This is a genomic window from Paracoccus spongiarum (assembly GCF_030732095.1).
Taxonomy (GTDB): Bacteria; Pseudomonadota; Alphaproteobacteria; order Rhodobacterales; family Rhodobacteraceae; genus Paracoccus; species Paracoccus spongiarum.
The window spans coordinates 284,062-305,190 of record NZ_JAVAMQ010000003.1; the positions used below are offsets into that span (position 1 = coordinate 284,062).

General features: G+C 70.4%; 22 protein-coding genes and 1 tRNA gene. 10 read left to right on the plus strand and 13 right to left on the minus strand.

What is annotated here, in order from left to right:
* Positions 1-9: 9 nt before the first annotated feature.
* The 5 genes from Q5Y72_RS05180 to Q5Y72_RS05200 all read right to left on the minus strand — a co-directional run bounded on the left by Q5Y72_RS05180 (position 10) and on the right by Q5Y72_RS05200 (position 4,300).
* Positions 10-1,122, minus strand: coding sequence for a DNA polymerase III subunit delta' (locus Q5Y72_RS05180; protein WP_305962325.1), 1,113 nt, complete (start codon positions 1,120-1,122; stop codon positions 10-12).
* Complete coding sequence (gene tmk / locus Q5Y72_RS05185) at positions 1,119-1,715, minus strand: dTMP kinase (protein WP_305962326.1); 597 nt, start codon at positions 1,713-1,715, stop codon at positions 1,119-1,121. The genes Q5Y72_RS05180 and tmk overlap by 4 nt, the downstream gene beginning before the upstream one ends.
* Complete coding sequence (locus tag Q5Y72_RS05190; protein WP_305962327.1) at positions 1,716-2,861, minus strand: D-alanyl-D-alanine carboxypeptidase family protein; 1,146 nt, start codon at positions 2,859-2,861, stop codon at positions 1,716-1,718.
* A gap of 124 nt (positions 2,862-2,985) precedes the next feature.
* Positions 2,986-3,660: a DUF2270 domain-containing protein gene (locus Q5Y72_RS05195; RefSeq protein WP_305962328.1), complete on the minus strand. Its 675-nt coding sequence runs from the start codon at positions 3,658-3,660 to the stop codon at positions 2,986-2,988.
* 67 nt (positions 3,661-3,727) lie between these two features.
* On the minus strand, positions 3,728-4,300 hold the full coding sequence (locus Q5Y72_RS05200) for a thymidine kinase (RefSeq protein ID WP_305962329.1): 573 nt from the start codon (positions 4,298-4,300) through the stop codon (positions 3,728-3,730).
* 193 nt (positions 4,301-4,493) lie between these two features.
* On the opposite strand from Q5Y72_RS05200, the gene Q5Y72_RS05205 reads away from it, so the two are divergent.
* On the plus strand, positions 4,494-5,687 hold the full coding sequence (locus Q5Y72_RS05205) for a multidrug effflux MFS transporter (protein WP_305962330.1): 1,194 nt from the start codon (positions 4,494-4,496) through the stop codon (positions 5,685-5,687).
* A 78-nt stretch (positions 5,688-5,765) separates the two neighbouring features.
* On the opposite strand, the gene Q5Y72_RS05210 is transcribed toward Q5Y72_RS05205, so the two are convergent.
* The 5 genes from Q5Y72_RS05210 to Q5Y72_RS05230 all read right to left on the minus strand — a co-directional run bounded on the left by Q5Y72_RS05210 (position 5,766) and on the right by Q5Y72_RS05230 (position 8,949).
* Positions 5,766-7,145: a DEAD/DEAH box helicase gene (locus Q5Y72_RS05210; RefSeq protein WP_371930763.1), complete on the minus strand. Its 1,380-nt coding sequence runs from the start codon at positions 7,143-7,145 to the stop codon at positions 5,766-5,768.
* 223 nt (positions 7,146-7,368) lie between these two features.
* Positions 7,369-7,818 (minus strand): D-aminoacyl-tRNA deacylase, encoded by a 450-nt coding sequence (dtd, locus tag Q5Y72_RS05215; protein WP_305962331.1) that lies wholly within the window; start codon positions 7,816-7,818, stop codon positions 7,369-7,371.
* On the minus strand, positions 7,815-8,231 hold the full coding sequence (locus Q5Y72_RS05220; protein ID WP_305962332.1) for a DUF6691 family protein: 417 nt from the start codon (positions 8,229-8,231) through the stop codon (positions 7,815-7,817). The genes dtd and Q5Y72_RS05220 overlap by 4 nt, the downstream gene beginning before the upstream one ends.
* Positions 8,228-8,653, minus strand: coding sequence for a YeeE/YedE family protein (locus Q5Y72_RS05225; protein WP_305962333.1), 426 nt, complete (start codon positions 8,651-8,653; stop codon positions 8,228-8,230). Before Q5Y72_RS05225 ends, Q5Y72_RS05220 begins: the two co-directional genes overlap by 4 nt.
* Positions 8,654-8,721: 68 nt before the next feature.
* Complete coding sequence (locus Q5Y72_RS05230; RefSeq protein WP_305962334.1) at positions 8,722-8,949, minus strand: hypothetical protein; 228 nt, start codon at positions 8,947-8,949, stop codon at positions 8,722-8,724.
* 131 nt (positions 8,950-9,080) lie between these two features.
* Between Q5Y72_RS05230 and Q5Y72_RS05235 the strand changes: the two genes are divergently transcribed.
* Both Q5Y72_RS05235 and Q5Y72_RS05240 read left to right on the plus strand, forming a co-directional pair.
* Positions 9,081-9,329, plus strand: a complete 249-nt coding sequence (locus Q5Y72_RS05235) for a DUF2312 domain-containing protein (protein WP_305962335.1) — start codon at positions 9,081-9,083, stop codon at positions 9,327-9,329.
* 38 nt (positions 9,330-9,367) lie between these two features.
* A complete protein-coding gene (locus Q5Y72_RS05240; protein WP_305962336.1) occupies positions 9,368-10,630 on the plus strand; it encodes an AGE family epimerase/isomerase in 1,263 nt (420 codons plus the stop codon).
* Here Q5Y72_RS05240 and Q5Y72_RS05245 read toward each other — a convergent pair.
* Positions 10,620-11,573 (minus strand): hypothetical protein, encoded by a 954-nt coding sequence (locus tag Q5Y72_RS05245; protein WP_305962337.1) that lies wholly within the window; start codon positions 11,571-11,573, stop codon positions 10,620-10,622. The two genes, Q5Y72_RS05240 and Q5Y72_RS05245, sit on opposite strands and share 11 nt — an antisense overlap.
* A 140-nt stretch (positions 11,574-11,713) precedes the next feature.
* Between Q5Y72_RS05245 and Q5Y72_RS05250 the strand changes: the two genes are divergently transcribed.
* From Q5Y72_RS05250 to Q5Y72_RS05270, 5 genes are all read left to right on the plus strand, one after another.
* Positions 11,714-13,321 carry an ABC transporter permease gene (locus tag Q5Y72_RS05250; RefSeq protein ID WP_305962368.1) on the plus strand — a complete coding sequence of 536 codons (1,608 nt, stop codon included), beginning with the start codon at positions 11,714-11,716 and terminating at the stop codon, positions 13,319-13,321.
* Positions 13,322-13,332: 11 nt separating this feature from the next.
* Positions 13,333-13,407: transfer RNA gene (locus Q5Y72_RS05255), tRNA-Thr, on the plus strand.
* A 106-nt stretch (positions 13,408-13,513) separates the two neighbouring features.
* On the plus strand, positions 13,514-14,335 hold the full coding sequence (locus tag Q5Y72_RS05260; protein ID WP_305962338.1) for a TIGR00282 family metallophosphoesterase: 822 nt from the start codon (positions 13,514-13,516) through the stop codon (positions 14,333-14,335).
* A 92-nt stretch (positions 14,336-14,427) separates the two neighbouring features.
* The gene (locus Q5Y72_RS05265; protein WP_305962339.1) at positions 14,428-16,206 is read left to right on the plus strand and encodes an SLC13 family permease; all 1,779 of its coding nucleotides are present in this window, start codon (positions 14,428-14,430) and stop codon (positions 16,204-16,206) included.
* A gap of 135 nt (positions 16,207-16,341) precedes the next feature.
* Positions 16,342-16,572, plus strand: coding sequence for a DUF1127 domain-containing protein (locus Q5Y72_RS05270; protein ID WP_305962340.1), 231 nt, complete (start codon positions 16,342-16,344; stop codon positions 16,570-16,572).
* 101 nt (positions 16,573-16,673) lie between these two features.
* On the opposite strand, the gene Q5Y72_RS05275 is transcribed toward Q5Y72_RS05270, so the two are convergent.
* A complete protein-coding gene (locus Q5Y72_RS05275) occupies positions 16,674-18,452 on the minus strand; it encodes an SLC13 family permease (RefSeq protein WP_305962341.1) in 1,779 nt (592 codons plus the stop codon).
* Between the two features lie 144 nt (positions 18,453-18,596).
* Here Q5Y72_RS05275 and Q5Y72_RS05280 point away from each other — a divergent pair, with 144 nt between their 5' ends.
* Positions 18,597-19,340, plus strand: a complete 744-nt coding sequence (locus Q5Y72_RS05280; protein ID WP_305962342.1) for a YebC/PmpR family DNA-binding transcriptional regulator — start codon at positions 18,597-18,599, stop codon at positions 19,338-19,340.
* A gap of 198 nt (positions 19,341-19,538) precedes the next feature.
* Here the strand turns inward: Q5Y72_RS05280 and Q5Y72_RS05285 are convergent, their stop codons facing one another.
* Entirely contained in the window at positions 19,539-20,426 is an 888-nt protein-coding gene (locus Q5Y72_RS05285) for a LysR family transcriptional regulator ArgP (RefSeq protein ID WP_305962343.1), read from the minus strand.
* A gap of 79 nt (positions 20,427-20,505) precedes the next feature.
* Between Q5Y72_RS05285 and Q5Y72_RS05290 the strand changes: the two genes are divergently transcribed.
* Positions 20,506-21,099: a LysE/ArgO family amino acid transporter gene (locus tag Q5Y72_RS05290; protein WP_305962344.1), complete on the plus strand. Its 594-nt coding sequence runs from the start codon at positions 20,506-20,508 to the stop codon at positions 21,097-21,099.
* Positions 21,100-21,129: the final 30 nt, after the last annotated feature.

Here is a 21,129-nt window from a genome sequence, read left to right on the forward strand (position 1 = left end):
ACCTTCGGGTCAGGCTCGGGCAGGCGGGGCGGATTGCGCGGGGGGCAGATGCGCCAGTTCGGTCAGCATATCCATCACCAGCGCGGCAGGGTCAAGATTGACCGCCCGACCCGCGCGGGCCCGGGCCGACAGCCGCGCCTGCGCCCCGGCCCAGGCCCGCGCCGCCAGGTCGTCGGGCGACAGCCGCGCCATCAGCGCGCCTTCGCCGCGCGCGGCCTGCGGCAGCGGCGCGCCCATCAGCCCGGCGCGCGCCATGCGGGTCAGAAAGCGGTCCATCAGTGTCACCGCCAGATCGAAGGGATCGCCCTCGGCGGTGGCGCGGCCCGCCGCGGTGTCGGCCAGCCGCGCCGCCGCCAGCCGGTCCATCCGCGGCAGGCCCGCGAACAGATCGACGATCTGCTGGTATCGCGCCAGCCCGTCCTGCCCGGCCAGCCGCAGCGCCTCGCCCACCGAGCCGTCTGACAGCGCGGCCAGCGCCTCGGCCTCGGCGTCGACGCCCTGATCGGCCAGCGCCTGCGTCATCTGCCCCGGGCTCAGCGGGGCCAGCCGCAGCGTCCGGCAGCGCGAGCGGATGGTCGGCAACAGCCGCGCCGGCTGATGCGCGATCATCAGGATCAGCGCGTCGGCCGGCGGTTCTTCCAGCACCTTCAGCAGCGCGTTGGCGGCGGCGGTGTTCATCTCGTCGGCGGCGTCGATGATGGCGATGCGGCGGCCGCCCTCGGCCGAGGAGAGGTGGAAGAAGGACAGCAGCCGGCGGATCTCGTCGACGGTGATCTGCGCGCTGAGCCGGCCGGCCTTGTCGTCCCAGGGCCGGCGCACGAGTTGCACCCGCGGCTCGGAAAGCGCGGCAATCCGGCGGGCGGCGGGATCGCCCTCGGGCACCGACAGATCGTCGCTGTCCGCGCCCGCCAGCAGCCAGCGGGCCAGCGACCAGGCCAGCGTCGCCTTGCCGACGCCGCGCGGGCCGGTCAGCAGCCAGGCGTGGTGCATGCGCTGGCCGCGCGCCGCCGCGACGAAATCGCGGATCGCGCTGTCCTGGCCGATCACGCGCCGGGTCAGGCGCGGATGCGGCGCGCCGGGGACGCGGTCGGGTTCGGGGATGTCGCCGGGATCGGTCTTCACAGCGCTGCCCGCACGCGGGCCGCGACATCATCGGCGGTGCCGCTGCCGTCGATCAGCCGCACCCGGCCCGGATATTCCCGCGCCAGCGCCCGGAAGCCCGCCGCCAGCCGTTCCTGAAACCCAAGGCCCAGGCTTTCAAAGCGATCCTCGCCGCCGCCGCGCGCCCTGCCGCGCGCCAGCGCGGTGGCCGGGTCGATGTCGATGACAAAGGTCCGGTCGGGTTCGGTGGCGATCATCAGCGCGTGCAGCCGGTCCACCATGTCGCGCAGATCGCCGCGCGCCGCGCCCTGATAGACGCGGGTGCTGTCGGCAAAGCGGTCGGTGACGACCACCCGGCCTGCTGCCAGCGCCGGGCGGATGGTGCGTTCCAGATGGTCGCGCCGCGCGGCGGTGAACAGCAGGCATTCGGTTTCGGGCGACCACCGTTCGCCGGTGCCCTCGACCAGCAGGCGGCGGATTTCCTCGGCGCCGGGGCTGCCGCCCGGCTCGCGGGTCAGCACGACATCGCGGCCCTCGGCGCGCAACGCCTCGGCCAGCAGCCTCGCCTGGGTGGACTTGCCGCAGCCGTCGATGCCTTCGAAGCTGAGAAACATTCAGAGGCCCGCGGCCGTGATCGCCTTGTTGCCCAGCCGCATGACCGCGCCCTTCATGCGCCCGGCAAAGCCGGCCGCCGGCACGTCCTGCGCCGCGATCAGCGGCGTCACCGCGTCCTTGGCGCCCGGCACGCTGACCACCAGCCTGCCGATCTGCTCGCCCTTGGCGATGGGCGCGGGGATCGGCGAGTCGTAGACCGCCTCGACCTTGACCTGATCCTGCGCGCCTGCCGGGATCAGCACGTTCACGCCGTCGCGGGTGGTCAGGCCGACGCGGCTGGCTGTGCCCAGCCAGACCGGCGCCTCCAGCACGTTCTGGCCGGCCGGCACCAGCGTCTGCATGGTGAACTGGCGGAAGGCCCAGTTGACGATCCGCTCGGCCTCTTCGGCGCGGGCGGTTTCGGTCTCGAGCCCGGTGATGACGAAGATCACCCGCCGTCCGTCCTGCACCGCCGATCCGACCAGGCCGTAGCCGGCCTCTTGCGTGTGGCCGGTCTTCAGCCCGTCGGCGCCGATGCCCAGCTTCAGCAGCGGGTTGCGGTTGAAGCGGTTCGAGGGCGCGCGGTTGTCGAAGGGAAATTCGGTCAGCGCGAAATTCTTGTACAGATCGGGGAAATCCTGCGTCAGGTGCAGCGCCAGCATCCCCAGGTCATGGGCCGTCATGCGGTGGTTCGGGTCGGGCCAGCCCGAGGCATTGGTGAAGACCGAATTGGTCAGGCCAAGCTGGCGGCCCTTTTCGGTCATCTGCCGCGAGAACGCCTCTTCGGTGCCTGACAGCCCCTCGGCGACCACCACGCAGGCATCATTGCCCGACAGCACGATGATGCCCTTGATCAGCTCCTCGACCGTGGGGCGGTCAAGCTCGTTGAGGAACATGGTCGAGCCCTGCATCTGCCGCGCCTTGGTCGAGACCGGCAGCCGCGTGTCCATCTGCACGCGCCCCTCGCGCAGCGCCTCGAACAGCATGTATGTGGTCATCAGCTTGGACATCGAGGCCGGCGGGATCTGCACATCGGCGTTCTTTTCCATCAGCACGGTGCCGGTGGCCACGTCATAGACCCAGGCCGCGCGCGCATTGGTGTCGAAGGCCTGCGCGGGCAGGGCCAGAGACAGCAGGGCGGCAAGCCTCAGCAGAAAAGCGCGCATCGAAGGATCCTTTGCCTGTTTGCCAGCGATGGTTACAGCAAGCCCGGCAGGCTCGCAACGCGGCAGGGCCGGCGAACGCGCGATTTTGAACGCTATGGTTGCATTGCGGCCCGGCCCGCGCGGCTCAGCCCATGCCCAGGGGGTCGCGGCGGGTGCGCGCGCGTTTTTCGTCGCGCTTCTCGCTGAGATAGGCGATGATCCCCCAGCTGGCGCAGTAGACCGCCCCGACGACCAGCACCAGCCAGCCCGGAAGCGGCCCGATCGAGGCGCGTTCCAGCAGCTGCGCCGCGGATTCCAGCGGCGTCGGATGGACGATCAGCTTGCCCAGATAGGCGGCCGTCTGGATCAGCAGGATCCAGAAATAGTTGCGCCGGATGCGCCGGCCGATCGCCGTCCACATGCTGACGTGATAGGCCGGGTGCAGATAGTCCTCGGCCAGACGGTCCTGCCAGTGTTCCTCGAGATGCAGGTCGCCCTCGCGCAGGATCGGCGCCATGAAATGCAGTTCCATCCAGCGGCAGCGGGCGCGCCAGACGTTGAAATAGCGATAGCGCCGCGCCTCGAGCATCAGGAAGAAGATGATCAGGATGCCGACCAGCACCAGCGGCAGGGGCGAGGCCTGCGGCGAGGAATAGGTGATCGACAGCGCCACCCCCAGCGTCACCACCGACCAGTTCGTCGTCGTGTCCAGCCGCGTGCGCCAGATGGTCGAGCGATAGACCTCGCCCCGATAGAGATGCGCCAGCACGCCCATTTCGGCGGCATCCAGCTTCTTGCGGGGCTGCGCGGGTCCGTCCATGCTGTTCACTCCCTGCCCAACAGACTGGCAGGGTTGAAGGATTTGGGCAAGCGTTCAGCAGCGCGGCTCAGGCACCGACGGCCGCGCGCCAGTGCCGGCGGCACAGCGAGACATAGGTTTCGTTGCCGCCGACCTGCACCTGCGCGCCCTCGGTGATCGCCCGGCCGCTGTCGTCGCGGCGGATCACCATCGTCGCCTTGCGGCCGCAATGGCAGATCGTGCGCACCTCGCGCAGATCGTCTGCCAGGGCCAGCAGGGCCGACGAACCCGGGAACAGTTCGCCCCGGAAATCGACCCGCAGCCCGTAGCACATCACCGGGATGTTGAGGTCGTCGGCCACGCGCGCCAGTTGCCAGACCTGATCGCGCGTCAGGAACTGCGCCTCGTCAAGGAAGATGCAGGCGCAGCCCGCGCCGCGTTCGGTGACCAGGGCCAGCAGGTCGGTCGTCGGATCGAAGGTCAGCGCCGCGTCGGCGATGCCGATGCGGCTGGCGATGCGGCCGGTGCCGGCGCGGTCGTCCAGCGCGGCCGTCAGCAGCAGCGTGGCCATGCCGCGTTCGCGGTAGTTGTAGGAGGCCTGCAGCAGCAGCGTGCTTTTGCCGGCATTCATGGTCGAGTAATGGAAATACAGCTTGGCCATGGCGCCAGCAGATAGCCGCGGGCGGGCGTGCGGGCAAGGCGGGGCAGCCGGGCAAGGCACCGCGCGCTGGCGGGGCGAGCGGGCGCGGGCTTGCGTCCCTGGGCCGCCGGTGGCAGATTGCGGGGCGGCGGCGGTGATCCGATGGCCCTGTCCGCCGCGCCGGTTTCCGAATTCACGTCCCGGGTTTCCTTCGATGCGCGATCCCCTGTTCCGCATGGCCCTCGTGCTGGGTCTGCTCTCGGCCGTCGGTCCCTTCGCGATCGACATGTATCTGCCTGCGCTGCCCGAGGTGGTGGCCGATCTCGGCACCACCGAGGCCGGCGCGGCGCTGACGCTGACCTCGTATTTCATCGTCTTCGGGGTGGCGCAGATGATCTATGGCCCGCTTGCCGATGCGGTGGGGCGCAAGCCGCCGCTGGTGATCGGCGTCGCGATCTTCCTGGCGGCGACGGTGGCGGCGGCGCTGGCGCCCGGCATCGGCTGGCTGGTCGCGGCGCGTGCCGCGCAGGGGCTGGGTGCGGCCACGCTGATGGCGGTGCCGCGCGCGGTGATCCGCGACATGGCGACCGGACCGGCCGCCGCACGGATGATGGCGGCGATCATGATCGTCATCGCCATCTCGCCGATGCTGGCGCCGCTGACCGGATCGCTGGTGCTCGCCTGGGGCGGCTGGCGCGAGATCTTCGCGGTGCTCGCCGTGGCGGCCACGCTGAGCCTGGGGCTGATCCTCTTCGTGCTGCCCGAGACGCTGCCCGCCGCGCAGCGCCGGCCGGTGCGGCCGGGACCGATGCTGGCCGGTGCGCGGCGGCTGCTGGGCGACCGGCGCTTCATGGGGCTGACGATGATCGGCGGCTTCGGCCTTGCCAGCTTCTTCGTGTTCCTGGCGACCGCCAGCTTTGTCTATACCGGGCAGTACGGGCTCAGCCCGACGGGGTTTTCGCTGGCCTTCGCGGTCAATGCGATCGGCTTCTTCACGGCCTCGCAATTCGCCGGCCGCCTGTCGGAACGCTTCGGGATGGAGCGGGTGATCGCCCTTGCCATCACCGGCTTTGCCGGCATGGCCAGCCTGCTGGCGCTGATCGTGTGGATGGGCGCCGACAGCCTGCCCGTGGTGATCGCGGGGCTGTTCCTGGCCAATGCTTTCCTGGGCCTGGTGATTCCGACCGCGATGGTCATGTCGCTGGACCCGCATCCCGACATCGCCGGCCTCGCCTCGTCGCTGGGCGGCACGATCCAGATGCTGACCGGCGGGCTGATGATCGCCCTCACGGGGCCCTTCATGCAGAACAGCGCGGTGACGATGGTCGCGGCCATCGCGCTGTGCGGCCTGCTGGCCTGGCTTGCGGCCGCGGCCTCGCTGCCGCGGCTGCGGCTGCGCGCGGCGTAGCACGGCAAAAGGCCGCGGACCATCCGTCCCGCGGCCTTTCGTGATGCGTTGCGGTGGCCGTCCGGGCCTGCGCCCCGGTCAGCCCTTGGCCTGATGGCTGCGCGGCTGGCGCGAGGGGCGCCGGGCAGGGCGCTTGTTGCCGCCCGCGCCCATCGGCTTGCCACGCCCGGCCGGGCCGCGCGCCGTGGGCGCCGGTCCCGCCGGAACCTCGCCGCCGACGACCGGGATCGGCGACTTCATCGCCCGTTCGATGGCGCGCAGTTCACCGACCTCGGCCGGGGCGCAGAAGGCCACGGCGCGACCGTCGCGGCCCGCCCGCGCGGTGCGGCCGATCCGGTGGACATAGTTTTCCGGCACGTTCGGCAGGTCGTAGTTGTAGACATGCGCCACCTCGGGAATGTCGAGGCCGCGCGCCGCCACGTCGGTCGCCACCAGCACCTGCGTCTCGCCCTTGCGGAAGGCGGCCAGGGCGCGCTCGCGCTGGCCCTGGCTTTTGTTGCCGTGGATCGCGGCGACGGCAAAGCCCCATTTCTCCAGCAGCTTGGCCAGCTTTTCGCTGCCATGCTTGGTGCGGCCGAAGACCATCGCCAATTCGCCCGGATGCTTGGCCAGATATTCGGCCAGCAGTGTCGCCTTGTCACCCTGGGTGACGAAGTGCACGCCCTGTTCGATCTTCTTCGCAGCCTGGCCCGGAGGGTTCACGGCGACGCGGACCGGGTCGGTCAGGTAGGTGTCGGACAGTTCCTCCATCAGCTTCGGCATGGTGGCCGAGAACAGCAGCGTCTGGCGTTCCCGGGGTAGCATCTTGGCGATGCGGCGCAGGGTGTGGATGAAGCCGATGTCCAGCATCTGGTCGGCCTCGTCCAGCACCAGATAGGTGGTCGCCTCGAGGCTGATCGCGCGACGCTCGATCAGGTCCATCAGCCGGCCGGGGGTGGCGATCAGCACGTCGACGCCGCGCGACAGACGTTCGGTCTGCACGCCGATCGAGGCGCCGCCGACCACGCGGAAGCTGCGGATCGGGGTGCCTTCCGCATAGGCGTCGATATTCGTCGCGATCTGGGTGGCCAGTTCGCGCGTCGGCGCCAGGATCAGCGCGCGGCAGGTCCTGGGATCGGGCTTCTTGCCGAAATTGATCAGCCGGGTCAGCATCGGCAGGCCGAAGGCCGCCGTCTTGCCGGTGCCGGTCTGGGCAAGGCCCAGCACGTCGCGGCCCTTGACGACGGCGGGAATGGCCTGCGTCTGGATCGGCGTCGGCTGGGTCAGCCCCATCGCGGCGATGTTGGCGTTGATGCGGGCGTCGATGCCCATCTCGGCGAAGGGGCCGGTCGGCAGCGGGTCGCGGGCCGGGGCGCGGCGGCCCTCGTTGGCGACGGCGCCGTGGCCGTGGCGGGGGTTGGGTTTCGCGGTGCCGTTGCCGTTGCGGTTGGGGCGGCGGCGGGTGGGTTTCTGGTCCATGAATGTCTTTCGTCCCCCGCATCCCCCGTATCGGATGCAAGGGCAGGGGCCGCGCCATCGGGGCGCGGTCGAGGCAGGGGTGCGGGCGCGATACGAGGATGCCCGCAAGCCTCCCCGCGTGAATGGGAAACTGGATTGGTGTCGCGCCGTTGGCGAAATCTCGCGGCTACTCACGCGGCAGCAGGCGGCGACCTGTGCCAGATGGGGCAGTCGGGCCGATAAGTCAAGCGCGCTCTGCGGTGTCCAGCCAGATTGTGACTGGCCCGTCATTCACAAGCCGCACCTGCATGTCGGCGCCGAAACTGCCGGTCTGCACGGCGATGCCCAGCCCGGCGAGGCTGGCGGCAAAGCGGTCGTAAAGCCTCTGGCCGTCCTCGGGCGCGGCTGCGGCGGAAAAGCCGGGGCGGTTGCCGCTGCGCGTGTCGGCGGCCAGGGTGAACTGGCTGACCACCAGCGCGCCGCCGCCACTGTCAAGGAGCGACCGGTTCATCCGGTCCTGATCGTCGCGAAAGATGCGCAGCCGGGCGACGCGGCCGGCCAGCCGGTCGGCCGCCGCCTCGTCATCGCCGCGCATGGCGCAGACCAGCAGCAGCAGCCCCGGCCCGGTCCGGCCGATGATCCGGCCCCCGACGGCGACCGAGGCTTCGGTCACGCGCTGGACCAGCGCCCTCATGCGCGGCGGTTCCAGACCGAGAACAGCAGCATCCCCGCCACCATCGCGACAAAGAAGATCAGGAAGGACGGCCCGCCAAACGACAGCGAGGCCATCGCCGGGCCGGGACAGAGGCCGGAGAAGCCCCAGCCAAGGCCGAACAGCGCTGCCCCGGCGACCAGCCTTGCGTCGATGGTCTGCGGCGGCGGCGGCGGCAGGTCGCCGCCGGTCAGCGCGCTGTGCCGTCGCGCGGCGACACGCCAGGCCAGCGCCATCGGCAGGATCGCCCCGGTCAGCACGAAGCCAAGGGTCGGGTCCCACTGGCCGAACACGTCCAGCCAGCCCTGCACCTTCGCCGGATCGGTCATCCCCGAGATGACCAGACCCGCGCCGAACAGTCCGCCCGACAGCGCCGCGATCAGAAGCCGCATCATGCCGTCCACCCCAACGCATGGGCCAGCAGCACGGCGACGCCGCCGGCCAGCAGATAGACCAGCGTGGCCACGATCCCGCGCCGTGACAACCGCGAGATGCCGCAGACCCCATGCCCCGAGGTGCAGCCATTGGCCAGTCGGGTGCCAAAACCGACCAGCAGCCCGGCCAGCACCAGCGCGCCGCTGCCCGCGACCGGGGCCGAGGCCTGGGCCTGCCCCGCGGCGACTAGCAGGCCCGGCACCGCGATCAGCGCGGCGATGAACACCGCGCGTTCGGTCCGGTTCGACCGGCCGCTGCCATCGACAAGCCCGCCCAGAAGGCCGCTGGCCCCCATGATGCGACCATTGCCCAGCAGATACAGCGCCGCCGCGGCCCCGATCATCAAGCCGCCGACCAGCCCGGCGATCCAGTCAGGGTTCATGCCCATGCTCCTTTCGGTGTCGCGGCAGATATATTCGCAGAAAGGAATACGTCAAGGCGCGCGGCGCCTCAGCGGCCCAGAAAGATGCCCAGCACGACCAGCATCAGCCCGATCGTCGATGCGGCCAGCGCGCCCATGTTCACCGCCAGCACGCCGCGCATCTTCTGGCGCAGCGCCCCCTCGTCCAGGCCAGCCCGGCGGGCGCGGGCGACGGTGACGATGCACCAGACCAGCGCGGCCACGCCGGCCAGCGTCAGCGCCGCGCCGGCCCAGATGATCATGTCGAAAATGCCCATGTCTCGGCGCTCCTTGCTGGCGGATCCGGTCGGGCGGGGCCTAGCCGCGATTGCGCCCCGGAACAAGAGCGCCTAACACTCGGCGCCGGAAGGGGCAGCGCCCCGCGCGACACGAAGAAGGGACAGACGCGATGCAGGACGATCAGGCCTATTCCGTCGCAGCCGACGAGCTGCGCCAGTTCATCGAGCAGTTCGAGCAGATGGAGGCGGAAAAGAAGGACATCGCCGAGCGCCAGAAGGAAATCATGGCCGAGGCCAAGGCGCGCGGCTACGATACCAAGGTGCTGAAGAAGATCGTCGCGCTGCGCAAGCGCGACCGCGACGATATTGCCGAGGAAGAGGCGATCCTCGAGATGTACAAGCAGGCGCTGGGCATGTGAGCGCGGGCTCGGGCGCGGACGGCCGGACAGGGGACAGGATGCGGACGCCACATCATCCCGATCTGACGGCGGATGCGACGCCGTGGCTGGACCATCCGGCGCATCGCGGCTGGCTGGCGCAGGACGCTAGGGCGCATCTGGACCTGTTCCGGGCCAGCCTGCGCGACGGGCCGGGATTTCATGTCCTCGGCCATGACGGCCGACCCTTGCCCGACAGCGTCCAGCAACTGCACAGCACGACGCGGCTGGTCCATTCCTTTGCCCTCGGCCATCTGGCAGGCCATCCGGGCTGCGAGGCCGTCATCGATCACGGCATGGCCTATCTGTGGGATCATCACCGCGACCGCGCGCATGGCGGCTATGTCTGGGCGCTGGACGGAGATGCGGTCGCGGATGGCCGCAAGCTGGCCTATGGCCATGTCTTCGTGCTGCTGGCAGGGGCCAGCGCAAGGCTTGCGGGCCACCCCGATGCCGACCGGCTGATCGCCGATGTCGCCGCCGTGCTGGACGCCCGCTTCTGGGAGGACGGCCCCGGCCTCTTCGCCGATGAATGGAACCGCGACTGGACGCCCTTCTCGACCTATCGCGGCATGAACGCGAACATGCACGGGGTCGAGGCGCTGCTGGCCGCCTTCGAGGCCACCGGGCACGAGGTTCACCTGCACCGCGCCGGGCGCATCCTCGACATGTTCATGCACCGCATCGCCCCGGCGCATGGCTGGCGCCTGCCGGAACATTACGGCCCGGACTGGCGGATCGACCCCGACTATGCGGGGGATCCGATGTTCCGCCCGCCGGGCACGACGCCGGGCCATTCCTTCGAACTGGCCCGGCTGCTGCTGCAGCACTGGGACCTCTGCGGCCGGCCCGGCAACGACGCCCCATGGATTGCCCGGCAGGTCGTCGACCGGGCACTGGCCGACGCCTGGGACGCGGCGCGCGGCGGGCTGGTCTATACGCTGGATCACGACGGCCGCCCGGCGATCCCCGCGCGCTACTGGTGGCCGGTGACCGAGGCGATCGGCGTCCTGGCCGCGCTGATCAAGCTGGACCCGCGCGCTGCTGACGAGGCCTGGTACCGGCGCCTGTGGCTGTTCGCCGACGCGCATTTCATCGACCATGCGCAGGGCGGCTGGTTCCCCGAGATCGGCGAGGACGGCCGCCCGGCGGCGACGCAGTTCGCGGGCAAGCCCGACATCTATCATGCGCTGCAGGCGGCGCTGTTCCCGCTGGCGCCGGGGCTGTCGCGCCTTGCACCCGGCCTTGCCGGCGTGCTGGCGCCGCCCGCCATCACGGCATGACGAATTCGACGCCCGGCAGCACCGCGATCTCGGCCACGTCGGCGCGGTAGGCGTCCGTCACGTGATCGACGGTCTGCTGCGTCCAGCCGGGCAGGGCGATGTCCTCGTCCAGCGCATCGGGCAGGATGTGGTCGGCCAGGACCGCGGCGCAGATCCGCCGGCGCTGGGCGATGGTGATCTGGTCACGGCCCGCCAGCGCGGCGCGCAGCCGCGCCATCCCGGCCTCGCCCAGCAGCTCCTGCATGTACAGAAGCGCCCCGGAAAGCGGCGCCTCGGGGGGCATGTCGCCGGCCAGCCGCAGCAGTTCGGGCCAGATCATCGGCACGTCCTCGTGGCACCAGACCACCACCCGCCGCCCCTGCGCGGCCGAGACCAGCCTGCGGATCGTGTCGCGCCAGCGCAGGTCCCGCACCGCGCAGCCCTGCATCATCGCCTCGTAGCTGCAGCCCATCTGCGGCAACAGCTTGCTGAGCAGGACGGCCGGGTTGCGGATCGCCACGAAGAATTCCGCCTGCGTCTGCGGAAACAGGTTCGCCAGCGCCGACACCCGGGCGCCGATCTGCGGATACAGCCCCTCGCGCCCCACCGCGCGCCCGGCGGATCCCAGCAGCAGCGGCGAGGACATCACCACCCGCTGCGGCGCCGCGCTGTCCAGCATGGCGTCCAGCATGATCTGCTGCATCTCGGGCGTGGCGGCGCCGCCCTTCAGCGCCATGATCGCCTCGTCGAACAGGCCGCGATGCCGGGCGGGCGAGACCACCTCGGTGCCGTTCCCGAGCAGCCAGTCGCGGTTGTTCAGCAGCGTCTTGAGCAACCTGTCGCCATCGGTGCCATGCACCCCGATGTGGAAGACCATCTGCATCCGTCCCGCCCGTCCGTTCTTCTTGTCGTGCAACCCAAAGCTGTCGAGCGCGCAGATTAGCCAGCATTCGTGGACAGTCAAACCGCTTTGCAGTATCGCCCCCTGCCATGAGCACAGCCGACGCCCCGCGCCGCCCTCGGAGCAGCCACGATCACGCCCTGCGGCAGGGCGGCGGGCGCGGCTGGTCGCTGGCGGCGCTGCTGATCGCCGCGCTGGTGCTGATGCCGGTGGCGGCGGTCGGCTGGATGGCTCTGAACCCGACCGAGAACATCTGGCCGCATCTGATGGCCACGGTCATGCCGCGCTATCTGGGCAGCACCGTCATCCTGGCGGCGGGCACCGGCGCGCTGGCCGCGGCGATGGGCACCGGTTCGGCCTGGCTGGTCGCCATGCATGATTTTCCCGGCCGGCGCGTCGTGGAATGGCTGCTGCTGCTGCCTCTGGCGGTGCCGGCCTATATCGGCGCCTATGCGCTTGCCGATTTCCTCGACTATTCCGGCCCGGTGCAGACGGCGCTGCGCGGCTGGTTCGGATGGGAAAGCGGACGGGACTACTGGTTTCCAAGGGTCCGCTCGATCGAGATGGCGATCCTGGTGCTGGGTGCGGCGCTTTATCCCTATGTCTACCTGCTGACCCGCGCGGCGCTGCACGAGCAATCTGCCAGCGCCTACGAGGTCGCCCGGGCCCTCGGCTGCGGCCCGTGGCGGCTGTTTCGCAGGGTCGGGCTGCCGCTGGCCCGGCCGGCCATCGTCGCAGGCTCGGCCATCGCGATGATGGAGGCGGTCGCGGATTACGGGGTGGTCAGCTATTTCGGGGTGCAGACGCTGAACACCGGCATCTTCACGACCTGGCTGGAACGGCGCAACGCGGGCGGCGCGGCGCAGATCGCCTGCGTGATCCTGCTGGTCGTGGTGATCCTGGTGTTGTGGGAACGGTTCGGCCGCCGCAATGCCCGCTATCACCAAAGCGCGCGGCATCCGCGCCCGATCCTGCGCCAGCGCCTGGGCGGCGTCGCCGGGCTGGCCGCGATGGCCGCCTGCCTGCTGCCCTTCCTGCTGGGCTTCGTGCTGCCGGTGGCGGTGATCCTGCACTACGCGCTGGCCTATCCGCAGGGCTGGATCACCCCCGGCCTGCTGCGCGCGGCCTGGCACACGGTCAGCCTCGGCGGCATCGCGGCGGTGCTGACCGTCGGGCTGGCGCTGGTGATGGTCTATGGCGTGCGGCTGTCGGGTCGGGCGCTGCCAAGGCTGCTGATGCCGGTGACGACCATCGGATACGCCGCGCCGGGGGCGGTTCTGGCGGTCGGCATCCTGATCCCGCTGGCGGCGCTGGACCACCGGCTGGCCGATGGCTGGCTGGCGCTGACCGGCACCGATCCGGGGCTGATCCTGACCGGCAGCGGCGCGGCCATCGTGCTGGCCTATCTGGTGCGGTTCTTCGCCATCGGGCAGGGCGCCATCGACGGCGCCTTCACCCGCGTCTCGCCCTCGCTGCCGATGGCCGCGCGCTCGCTGGGGCGCGATTCGGGCGGCGTGCTGCGCGATGTGTTCATGCCGCTGATGCGCGGCTCGGTCGGCTCGGCGCTGCTGCTGGTCTTCGTGGATGCCTGCAAGGAACTGCCCGCCACGCTGCTGCTGCGGCCCTTCAACTTCGAGACGCTGGCCACCCGCGCCCATGAACGCGCCAGCCTCGAGGATCTGGGCAATGCCGCGCCGGCCGCGCTGCTGGTGATGGCGGTGGGGCTGCTGGCGGTGGGCCTGCTGGGCCGCGCGAACCTCGGCTTGCGAAAATCGCCGCCGCGCGGTATCGGGGTCGGGCAGGCGGGCTGACCCCGCCTCGGGCCGGTTTAGCTCAGTGGTAGAGCGTCTGCCTTGTAAGCAGGGGGTCGGGGGTTCAAGTCCCTCAACCGGCACCAGCCTTGCCCCGTCACGCAGCGTTTCCATCACATCCTGCACAAGTTGCGGGCATCCGCCCGTCGATCCGGCTTGAGCGTGTCACGGCTTTGTCATAACCACCCGATCATGCGGATTCTGTTTCTGGGCGATGTGATGGGCCGGGCGGGGCGGCGCGCGATCAGCGAGGGTCTGGCCGCGCTGCGCAGCCGCCTCAGGGCCGATTTCGTGATCGCCAATGCCGAGAATGCCAGCGGCGGGCGCGGCATCACCGCGGGCCATGCGCAGCTGCTGCTGCAATCGGGGGCCGATTGCCTGACGCTGGGCGATCACGCCTTCGACCAGAAGGACATGATGGCCTTCATCGACCGCGAGCCGCGGATCATCCGGCCGCTGAACTACGCCCGGGAGGCGCCCGGCCGCGGCGCCGGCGTCTTCAGCGATGCGCGCGGCCGCAAGATCCTGGTCACGCAGGCGCTGGGACAGGTGTTCATGTCGCGGCCCTATGACGATCCCTTCTCGGCGCTTGACGCGGTGCTGCGCGCCCATCCGCCCGGCGGCATGGTGCAGGCCGCGCTGGTCGACATCCATGCCGAGGCCACCAGCGAGAAGATGGCCACCGGGCATTTCTGCGATGGCCGCGCCAGCCTTGTCGTGGGCACCCACACCCATGTCCCGACCGGCGACGCGCAGATCCTGCCGCGGGGCACCGGCTATCTGACCGATGCCGGCATGTGCGGCGATTACGACAGCGTGATCGGCATGGAAAAGGCCGAGCCGCTGCGCCGCTTCATCACCGGCATGGCGCGCGACCGGTTCACCCCCGCCGACGGCGAGGCGACCCTGTGCGGCGTGCTGGTCGAGACCGACGACCGCAGCGGGCTGGCGCGCCGGATCGACCCCGTGCGCGCGGGCGGCCGGCTGGCGCCCACCCATCCGCCCGCCGCATAGCCGCCCGCAGGCCATGCCGCCTTGCAGCGTGACGCGGAATCGGCGCAAGATGCGGCCGGATTGCCGGTGCCCGGCGAAAGCGCGAGATGTGAATGTTCGGAATTGAACTGACCGGGACCCTGTCCGCAGTCACCACGATCGTCCTCATCGCCGGAATGCTGACGCTGTTCATCCGGGAGACCTACCCGCCCGAGGTGACCGCCATCCTCGGGGCGGTGTCGCTGCTGGCGCTGGGCATCCTCGATGTCAGCCATGTTGCGGGGGTGCTGTCGAACCCGGCGCCCTGGACCATCGCCTTCATGTTCATCATCGTGGGCGGGCTGGTCAGGACCGGGGCCCTGGACTGGATCGGGCAGCGGGCCGCGCGCCATGCGGCCGCACGTCCGGCGACCACGCTGGCGCTGGTGTCCTGCGTGGTCTGCGCGATGTCGGCCTTTGTCAACAACACCCCGCTGGTCGTGGTGATGATGCCGATCTTCATGCAGCTGGCCAAGGAGATGGGCACCTCGCCCTCGAAGCTGCTGATCCCGCTGTCCTACCTGTCGATCCTCGGCGGCACGATGACGATGATCGGCACCTCGACCAACCTGCTGGTCGACGGCGTGGCCCGCAATGCCGGCATGGCGCCCTTCGGCATCTTCGAGATCACCGCCGTCGGCCTGCCGATGGCGATCGTGGGCATCATCTACCTGACGATCTTCGCGCCGCGCCTGTTGCCCGACCGCGATTCCATGTCGCAGCTGATGTCGGGGCGCAGCAAGATGAAGTTCTTCACCGAGGTCGCCATCCCCGAGGGATCGGCGCTGGTCGGCAAGGCCCTGGACGAGGTCGACATCTTCACCCGCGACACCGCCCGGGTGATCGACGTGCTGCGCGGCGACGCCTCGCTGCGCCGCGACCTGGCGGCGGTGCGACTGGAGGCAGGTGACCGGATCGTGCTGCGCACGCCCATGTCCGAGGTGCTGGGCATGCAGACCCACAAGGACCTGCGCATGGTGGACAAGCTCAGCTCGGTCCAGACCTCGACCGTCGAGGTGCTGATCACGCCGGGCTGCCACATGGTCGGGCGCAGCCTCGGCTCGATGCGGCTGCGGCGGCGCTATGGCGTCTATGTGCTGGCCGCGCATCGCAAGAACCAGAACATCGGCCGCCAGCTTGACGATCTGGTGGTGCGGGTCGGCGACACGCTGCTGCTCGAGGGGGCATCGGGCGACATCCAGAGGCTGGCCAGCGACATGGAGATGGTCGAGGTCAACGCCCCCTCGGACCGCGCCTATCGCCGCCGCCACGCGCCCATCGTGGTCGCCACGCTGGCGGCGGTGGTGATCCTGTCGGCCTTCGACGTCGCGCCGATCCTGCTGCTGGCCTTCGTGGGCGTCGCCGTGGTGCTGGGCACCCGCTGCATCGACGCGGATGAGGCGCTGGGCTTCGTCGATGGCCGGCTGATGGCGCTGATCTTCGCGATGCTGGCGGTGGGGGCGGGGCTCGAGAACTCGGGCGCGGTGGAGTTGCTGGTCACGCAGATCGCGCCGACGCTGGCCGAGGTTCCCAGCTGGGGGCTGGTGTTGGCGGTCTACCTGCTGGCGACCGCGCTGACCGAGACGGTGACCAACAACGCCGTGGCGGTGATCGTCACGCCGGTGGCGATCTCGCTGGCCGGGCAGCTGGGCGTCGATCCACGGCCGCTGGTGGTCGCGGTGATGATGGGCGCCTCGGCCAGTTTCGCCACGCCGATCGGCTATCAGACCAACACGCTGGTCTATGGTCCGGGCGGCTACCGCTTTTCGGACTTCATCCGGGTCGGCCTGCCGCTGAACCTGCTGATGGCGGTGGTCGCCGCGGCGGTGATCCCCTTCGTCTGGCCACTCTGATCGCAGGGCGTTCCCCATAACGGCCTGAAGCGATTGCAATGCTGCCATGCAGCATCGGCGGTTGTGCGGATCGTCGCCCGGTCCCAGATTGGCGGCAGGGATGGAACGACCTTGAGCAGCACGAAGGAGTCTCCCATGGCTACCACCGCCAATATCGGCCGCAGCGCCGAAGCACCCCGCCTCTCCGCGATCCTCGCCGCACCCTTCCTGGCGATCGGCCGCTTTCTCGTCATGCTGGCCGAGGCCAGCCCGCGGATGCAGGCGCTGGAGCGGCTGAACCGCATCCCCGATGCAGAGCTGAAGGCGCGCGGACTGACCCGCGACGGCGAGATGCGCCGCATCCTGGGCATCAGCGGCAGCATCTGACCCATGCGCCATCGCGGCGCCGATCGGGCGGCCGGGGCCTTGCGCCCCGGTCGCCCTTACCGTTTCGGCCACTGCGCGTTCCGGCGGGGGCGCGCGCAGCGTCAGAGCGGCCAGACGATCAGCAGCATCGGCAGCGCGACGGCCAGCACGATGATCTCCAGCGGCAGGCCCATCCGCCAGTAATCCCCGAAGCGGTAATTGCCGGGCCCGAGGATCAGGGTGTTGTTCTGATGCCCGATGGGGGTCAGGAAGGCGCAGGCCGCGGCCACCGCCACGCCCATCAGGAAGGCGTCGGGCTGCACGCCCAGCTCTTCGGCCAGGCGGATGCCGACCGGCGCGGCGATGATCGTGGTGGCGTTGTTGTTGAGGATGTCCGACAGGCACATCGTCGTCACCATCAGCAGCAGAAGCGCGATCCAGGCCGGGTAGCCCTCGGTCAGCCCGGCCAGCAGCCTGGCGATCAGCGCGGTGCCGCCGGTCTCGTCCAGCGCGATGCCCAGCGGGATCATTGCGCCCAGCAGCACGATTACCGGCCAGTCCACATGGTCGTAGATCTCGTTGATCGACAGCACCCCGGTCAGCACATAGCCGATCACGACCACGCCCAGCGCGATCGGCATGCTGACCAGTCCCAGGCTGGTCGCCAGCACGGCCAGCGCGAACAGCCCGATGGCGGTGCGCATGTGCCCGTCGCGCTGGACCGGCAGGCTGCCGCCGTCGATGCGCAGCAGCCCCGACGCCGCCAGCACGTCCTCGGCCCGGCTTTCGGGCACCAAGAGCAGCAGCAGATCGCCGGCCGCGATCTCTTGCCGGGGCAGCGCGTCCCGCAGCGCCACGCCCCGCCGGCGCATTCCGATCAGCACGCTGTCATAGCGGTTCACCAGCCCGAAGGACTGTGCCGAGCGGCCGATGATGTCGGCGCCCACCGGCACCAGGCATTCCAGCAGACTCTGGCCCTCGACATCCTTGCGGGCGCGCGGCTCCAGCCGGCCGTCGGGAAAGGCCAGGCGGTCGGCGGCGCGGAATTCGTCCAGCGACGAGGGGGCGGCGCGCAGCAGCAGGACGTCCTGCGGCGCGAGGATCGCGGCATCGGGATCGTCCGAGACGGCATGGCCGTGGCGCATCAGCCCGATGATGCGCACGCCCGCCTTCAGCGCGTCCGCGCGGGCGTCGCCAAGGCTGGCGCCGGCCAGGCTGCTGGCCTCGGTGACGACCAGCCGCGCGAGATAGCGGCGTGCCCCATCCGCCGCGCCGACCGGCCCGCCCCGCCCCGAGACCGGGATCAGGCGCCAGCCGAAGAGGCCTATGAAGGCGATGCCGGCCACAGCGACGGCGGCGCCCACCGGCAGGAAGTCGAACATCCGGTAAGGCTCGCCCAGGACCTCGGCGCGAAACCCCGAGACGATCAGGTTCGGCGGGGTGCCGATCAGCGTCAGCATGCCGCCGAGGATGGTGGCGAAGGCCAGCGGCATCAGCGTCAGCCCGGCGACCCGGCCCGCCTTGCGCGCGGCCTGCAGGTCGATGGGCATCAGCATGGCCAGCGCCGCGATGTTGTTCATGAAGCCCGACAGCAGGCCGCCGACGCCGCAGAACAGCAGGATGTGCCCGGTCAGGCTGCGCCGATCCGAGGCCAGCATCCGGGTCAGCCGCGACACCGCACCGGACCGCGTCAGCCCCGCCGTGGCGATCAGCACCAGCGCCACGACCATCGTGGCCGGGTTGCCGAAGCCCGAAAATGCCTGCTGCGCGGGAACGATGCCGACCAGCACCGCGGCCATCAGCCCGGCGAAGGCCACCAGGTCATGCCGCCACCGGCCCCAGAACATCAGCACCATCATCGCCGCAAAGATGGAGAAGAGGGCGATCTGCGCGAAACTCATCGGGGAAGGTTCCTTTCTGGCGGGTGCGGGGCCGACGGAACCAACGCGGGGCCGGCCGATCGGGTTCGCCTTGCGATGGCGGGCCGGGCTGGACTAAAAGCGCCCGAATCCGGAACTGATCTGCATTGCGAAGGACGACCGATCATGGCAGGCCATTCGAAATGGGCCAATATCCAGCATCGCAAGGGCCGGCAGGATGCCGCCCGCTCGAAGCTGTTTTCCAAGCTCGCCAAGGAAATCACCGTGGCCGCCAAGATGGGCGACCCGGACCCCGAGAAGAACCCCCGGCTGCGGCTGGCGGTGAAGGAGGCGAAGGCCAAGTCGGTGCCCAAGGACGTGATCGACCGGGCGATCAGGAAGTCGATGGGCGGCGATGCCGAAACCTACGAGGAGATCCGCTACGAGGGCTATGGCCCGAACGGGATCGCGCTGGTGGTCGAGGCAATGACCGACAACCGCAACCGCACGGCGTCCAACGTGCGCAGCTATTTCACCAAGTCGGGCGGCGATCTGGGGCAGACCGGATCGGTCAGCTTCATGTTCGACCGGGTGGGCGAGATCATGTATCCGCTGGCGGCCGGCGATTCCGAGACGGTGATGCTGGCTGCGATCGAGGCGGGCGCGGATGACGTCGAGACCGATGAGGAGGGCCACTGGATCTACTGCGCGGACACGGCGCTGAACGAGGTCTCGACGGCGCTGGAGGCGGCGCTGGGCGAATCCGAGACGGCCAAGCTGATCTGGAAGCCGCAGGCCCCGACCGAGATCGGCGATGTCGAGACGGCGCAGAAGCTGATGAAGCTGATCGACGCGCTGGAGGATGACGACGACGTGCAGAACGTCACCGGCAATTTCGACCTGAGCGAGTCGGTGGCCGCGCAGCTGTAAGCTGCGCGGCTCCTTGCCGGGGGCGGTTGCCGGGGGGCGCCACGCCCCCCGGACCCCCCCGGCCCCCCCGGACCCCCTGCGGCACATCGCGCCCGCGGGACCCCGGGTTGCCGGTCTCGTCCCGAAACAACCGCGCCATCCGGGGGCGGCGCCCCGTCGGCCAAGCGCCCCGTCGGCCAAGCGCCCCGTCGGCCGGGCTCAGCCGGCATCTCCGGCCGGCCCCGCAGGACGCAGCGCGGCGCGGGCGGCGATGGTCAGCGCACGGGTCAGCGGCGCGATCGCCCCGGCGGTTATCCGCGCCGTCTGCAGGAACAGCGGCACGTCCAGAGGCAAATGCGGCGCAAGGTCGACGAGCCGCCCCGCGGCCAGATCCGCGGCCACCAGGCCTTCCGGGTTCATTCCCCAGCCCAGGCCGACGCGGGCCGCCTCGGCAAAGGCGTGGGTCGAGGGGATGCGATGCTGCGGCAGGGCGATGCGCCGGCCCGTCACTCGGCGCACCCATCTGTCCTGAAGCGCGTCCTTGCCGTTGAAGACCAGGGCCGGGGCGCGGGCGAGGCTGTCGGGATCGATGCCGCCGGCGAAATGGCGGGCCGCGAAATCAGGGCTGGCGGTCGCCCGATAGCGCATCGCGCCAAGGCCGTGGCTGTCGCAGCCGCCGACCGGGCGGCCCTCGCCGGTGATCGCGGCGGCCACCAGCCCCGAGCGAAGCCAGCCCTGCGCATGGTCCTGGTCGTCGATGACCAGATCGATGAGGCCCGGCGCGGCACGCATCGGCGCCATCGCCCAGGTGGCGAGGCTGTCGGCGTTCACGGCGATGCGGATTACCGGCGGAGCGTCCCCGCCCGGCCCCGCAAGCGCGCCCTCGAGCAGCCGCACCTGATCGAGATGGGCGGCAAGGCGCAGCCCGGCGGGGGTTCCACGCAGGGGCGGGCCACGGTCGATCACCGCGGTGCCGAGCCGATCCTCGAGCCCGCGGATGCGCTGCGAGATCGCCGAGGGCGTCACCGACAGCGCCTGCGCCGCGGCCTCGAACGAGCCGCGGCGCAGGATCTCGGACAGGGCCAGCAGGGCGGGATAGTCGAACATTAGCAACGCTTCATCGGCACAAGGTGAATTCACTTCACTTGACGCCTGAACGGCGCGATCAGCAAGCCCGGAGGTGCGCATGACGTCATATTTCACCGGGCTGGGCACGGGGCTGTCGCTGATCGCGGCGATCGGCGCCCAGAACGCCTTCGTCCTCAAGCAGGGGCTGATGCGCCGGCACGTCCTGGCCGTCTGCCTGTTCTGCGCCGTGTCGGATGCGGCACTGATCCTTCTGGGCGTGGGCGGCATGGGGATGCTGGGCACGCGCTGGCAATGGCTGGCCGAGGCGATGCGCTGGGGCGGCGTGGTGTTCCTGATCGCATACGGCGCGCGATCCTTCCGGGCGGCGCTGCGCGGCGGCGCCGGGTTGCGCCCCGAGGGCGACGGCGCGGGGTTGGCGGCGACGATCGCGGCGCTTGCGGCGCTGACCTGGCTGAACCCGCATGTCTGGCTGGATACGGTCGTGCTGCTGGGCGCGATCGCGCAGCAGACGGCCTGGCCGACGGGCTTCGCTCTTGGCGCGATCAGCGGTTCGTTCCTGTTCTTCTTCGCGCTGGGCTATGGGGCGCGGCTTCTGGCGCCGGTCTTTGCCAGCCCCGCGGCCTGGCGCTGGCTGGAGTTCGGGGTCGGCTGGGTCATGTGGTCCATCGCAGCCGGGCTGGCGCTTGGCTGAACCGGGCTTGCGCCGGCGGCGGAAACCGGC

Coding starts and splice junctions, on each gene's coding strand:
- tmk (WP_305962326.1), bottom strand. CDS start 1,715: ATGTTTCTCAGCTTCGAAGGCATCGACGGCTGCGGCAAGTCCACCCAG.
- Q5Y72_RS05190 (WP_305962327.1), bottom strand. CDS start 2,861: ATGCGCGCTTTTCTGCTGAGGCTTGCCGCCCTGCTGTCTCTGGCCCTG.
- Q5Y72_RS05195 (WP_305962328.1), bottom strand. CDS start 3,660: ATGGACGGACCCGCGCAGCCCCGCAAGAAGCTGGATGCCGCCGAAATG.
- Q5Y72_RS05200 (WP_305962329.1), bottom strand. CDS start 4,300: ATGGCCAAGCTGTATTTCCATTACTCGACCATGAATGCCGGCAAAAGC.
- Q5Y72_RS05205 (WP_305962330.1), top strand. CDS start 4,494: ATGCGCGATCCCCTGTTCCGCATGGCCCTCGTGCTGGGTCTGCTCTCG.
- Q5Y72_RS05210 (WP_371930763.1), bottom strand. CDS start 7,145: ATGGACCAGAAACCCACCCGCCGCCGCCCCAACCGCAACGGCAACGGC.
- dtd (WP_305962331.1), bottom strand. CDS start 7,818: ATGAGGGCGCTGGTCCAGCGCGTGACCGAAGCCTCGGTCGCCGTCGGG.
- Q5Y72_RS05220 (WP_305962332.1), bottom strand. CDS start 8,231: ATGATGCGGCTTCTGATCGCGGCGCTGTCGGGCGGACTGTTCGGCGCG.
- Q5Y72_RS05225 (WP_305962333.1), bottom strand. CDS start 8,653: ATGAACCCTGACTGGATCGCCGGGCTGGTCGGCGGCTTGATGATCGGG.
- Q5Y72_RS05230 (WP_305962334.1), bottom strand. CDS start 8,949: ATGGGCATTTTCGACATGATCATCTGGGCCGGCGCGGCGCTGACGCTG.
- Q5Y72_RS05235 (WP_305962335.1), top strand. CDS start 9,081: ATGCAGGACGATCAGGCCTATTCCGTCGCAGCCGACGAGCTGCGCCAG.
- Q5Y72_RS05240 (WP_305962336.1), top strand. CDS start 9,368: ATGCGGACGCCACATCATCCCGATCTGACGGCGGATGCGACGCCGTGG.
- Q5Y72_RS05250 (WP_305962368.1), top strand. CDS start 11,714: ATGCCGGTGGCGGCGGTCGGCTGGATGGCTCTGAACCCGACCGAGAAC.
- Q5Y72_RS05260 (WP_305962338.1), top strand. CDS start 13,514: ATGCGGATTCTGTTTCTGGGCGATGTGATGGGCCGGGCGGGGCGGCGC.
- Q5Y72_RS05265 (WP_305962339.1), top strand. CDS start 14,428: ATGTTCGGAATTGAACTGACCGGGACCCTGTCCGCAGTCACCACGATC.
- Q5Y72_RS05270 (WP_305962340.1), top strand. CDS start 16,342: ATGGCTACCACCGCCAATATCGGCCGCAGCGCCGAAGCACCCCGCCTC.
- Q5Y72_RS05275 (WP_305962341.1), bottom strand. CDS start 18,452: ATGAGTTTCGCGCAGATCGCCCTCTTCTCCATCTTTGCGGCGATGATG.
- Q5Y72_RS05280 (WP_305962342.1), top strand. CDS start 18,597: ATGGCAGGCCATTCGAAATGGGCCAATATCCAGCATCGCAAGGGCCGG.
- Q5Y72_RS05285 (WP_305962343.1), bottom strand. CDS start 20,426: ATGTTCGACTATCCCGCCCTGCTGGCCCTGTCCGAGATCCTGCGCCGC.
- Q5Y72_RS05290 (WP_305962344.1), top strand. CDS start 20,506: ATGACGTCATATTTCACCGGGCTGGGCACGGGGCTGTCGCTGATCGCG.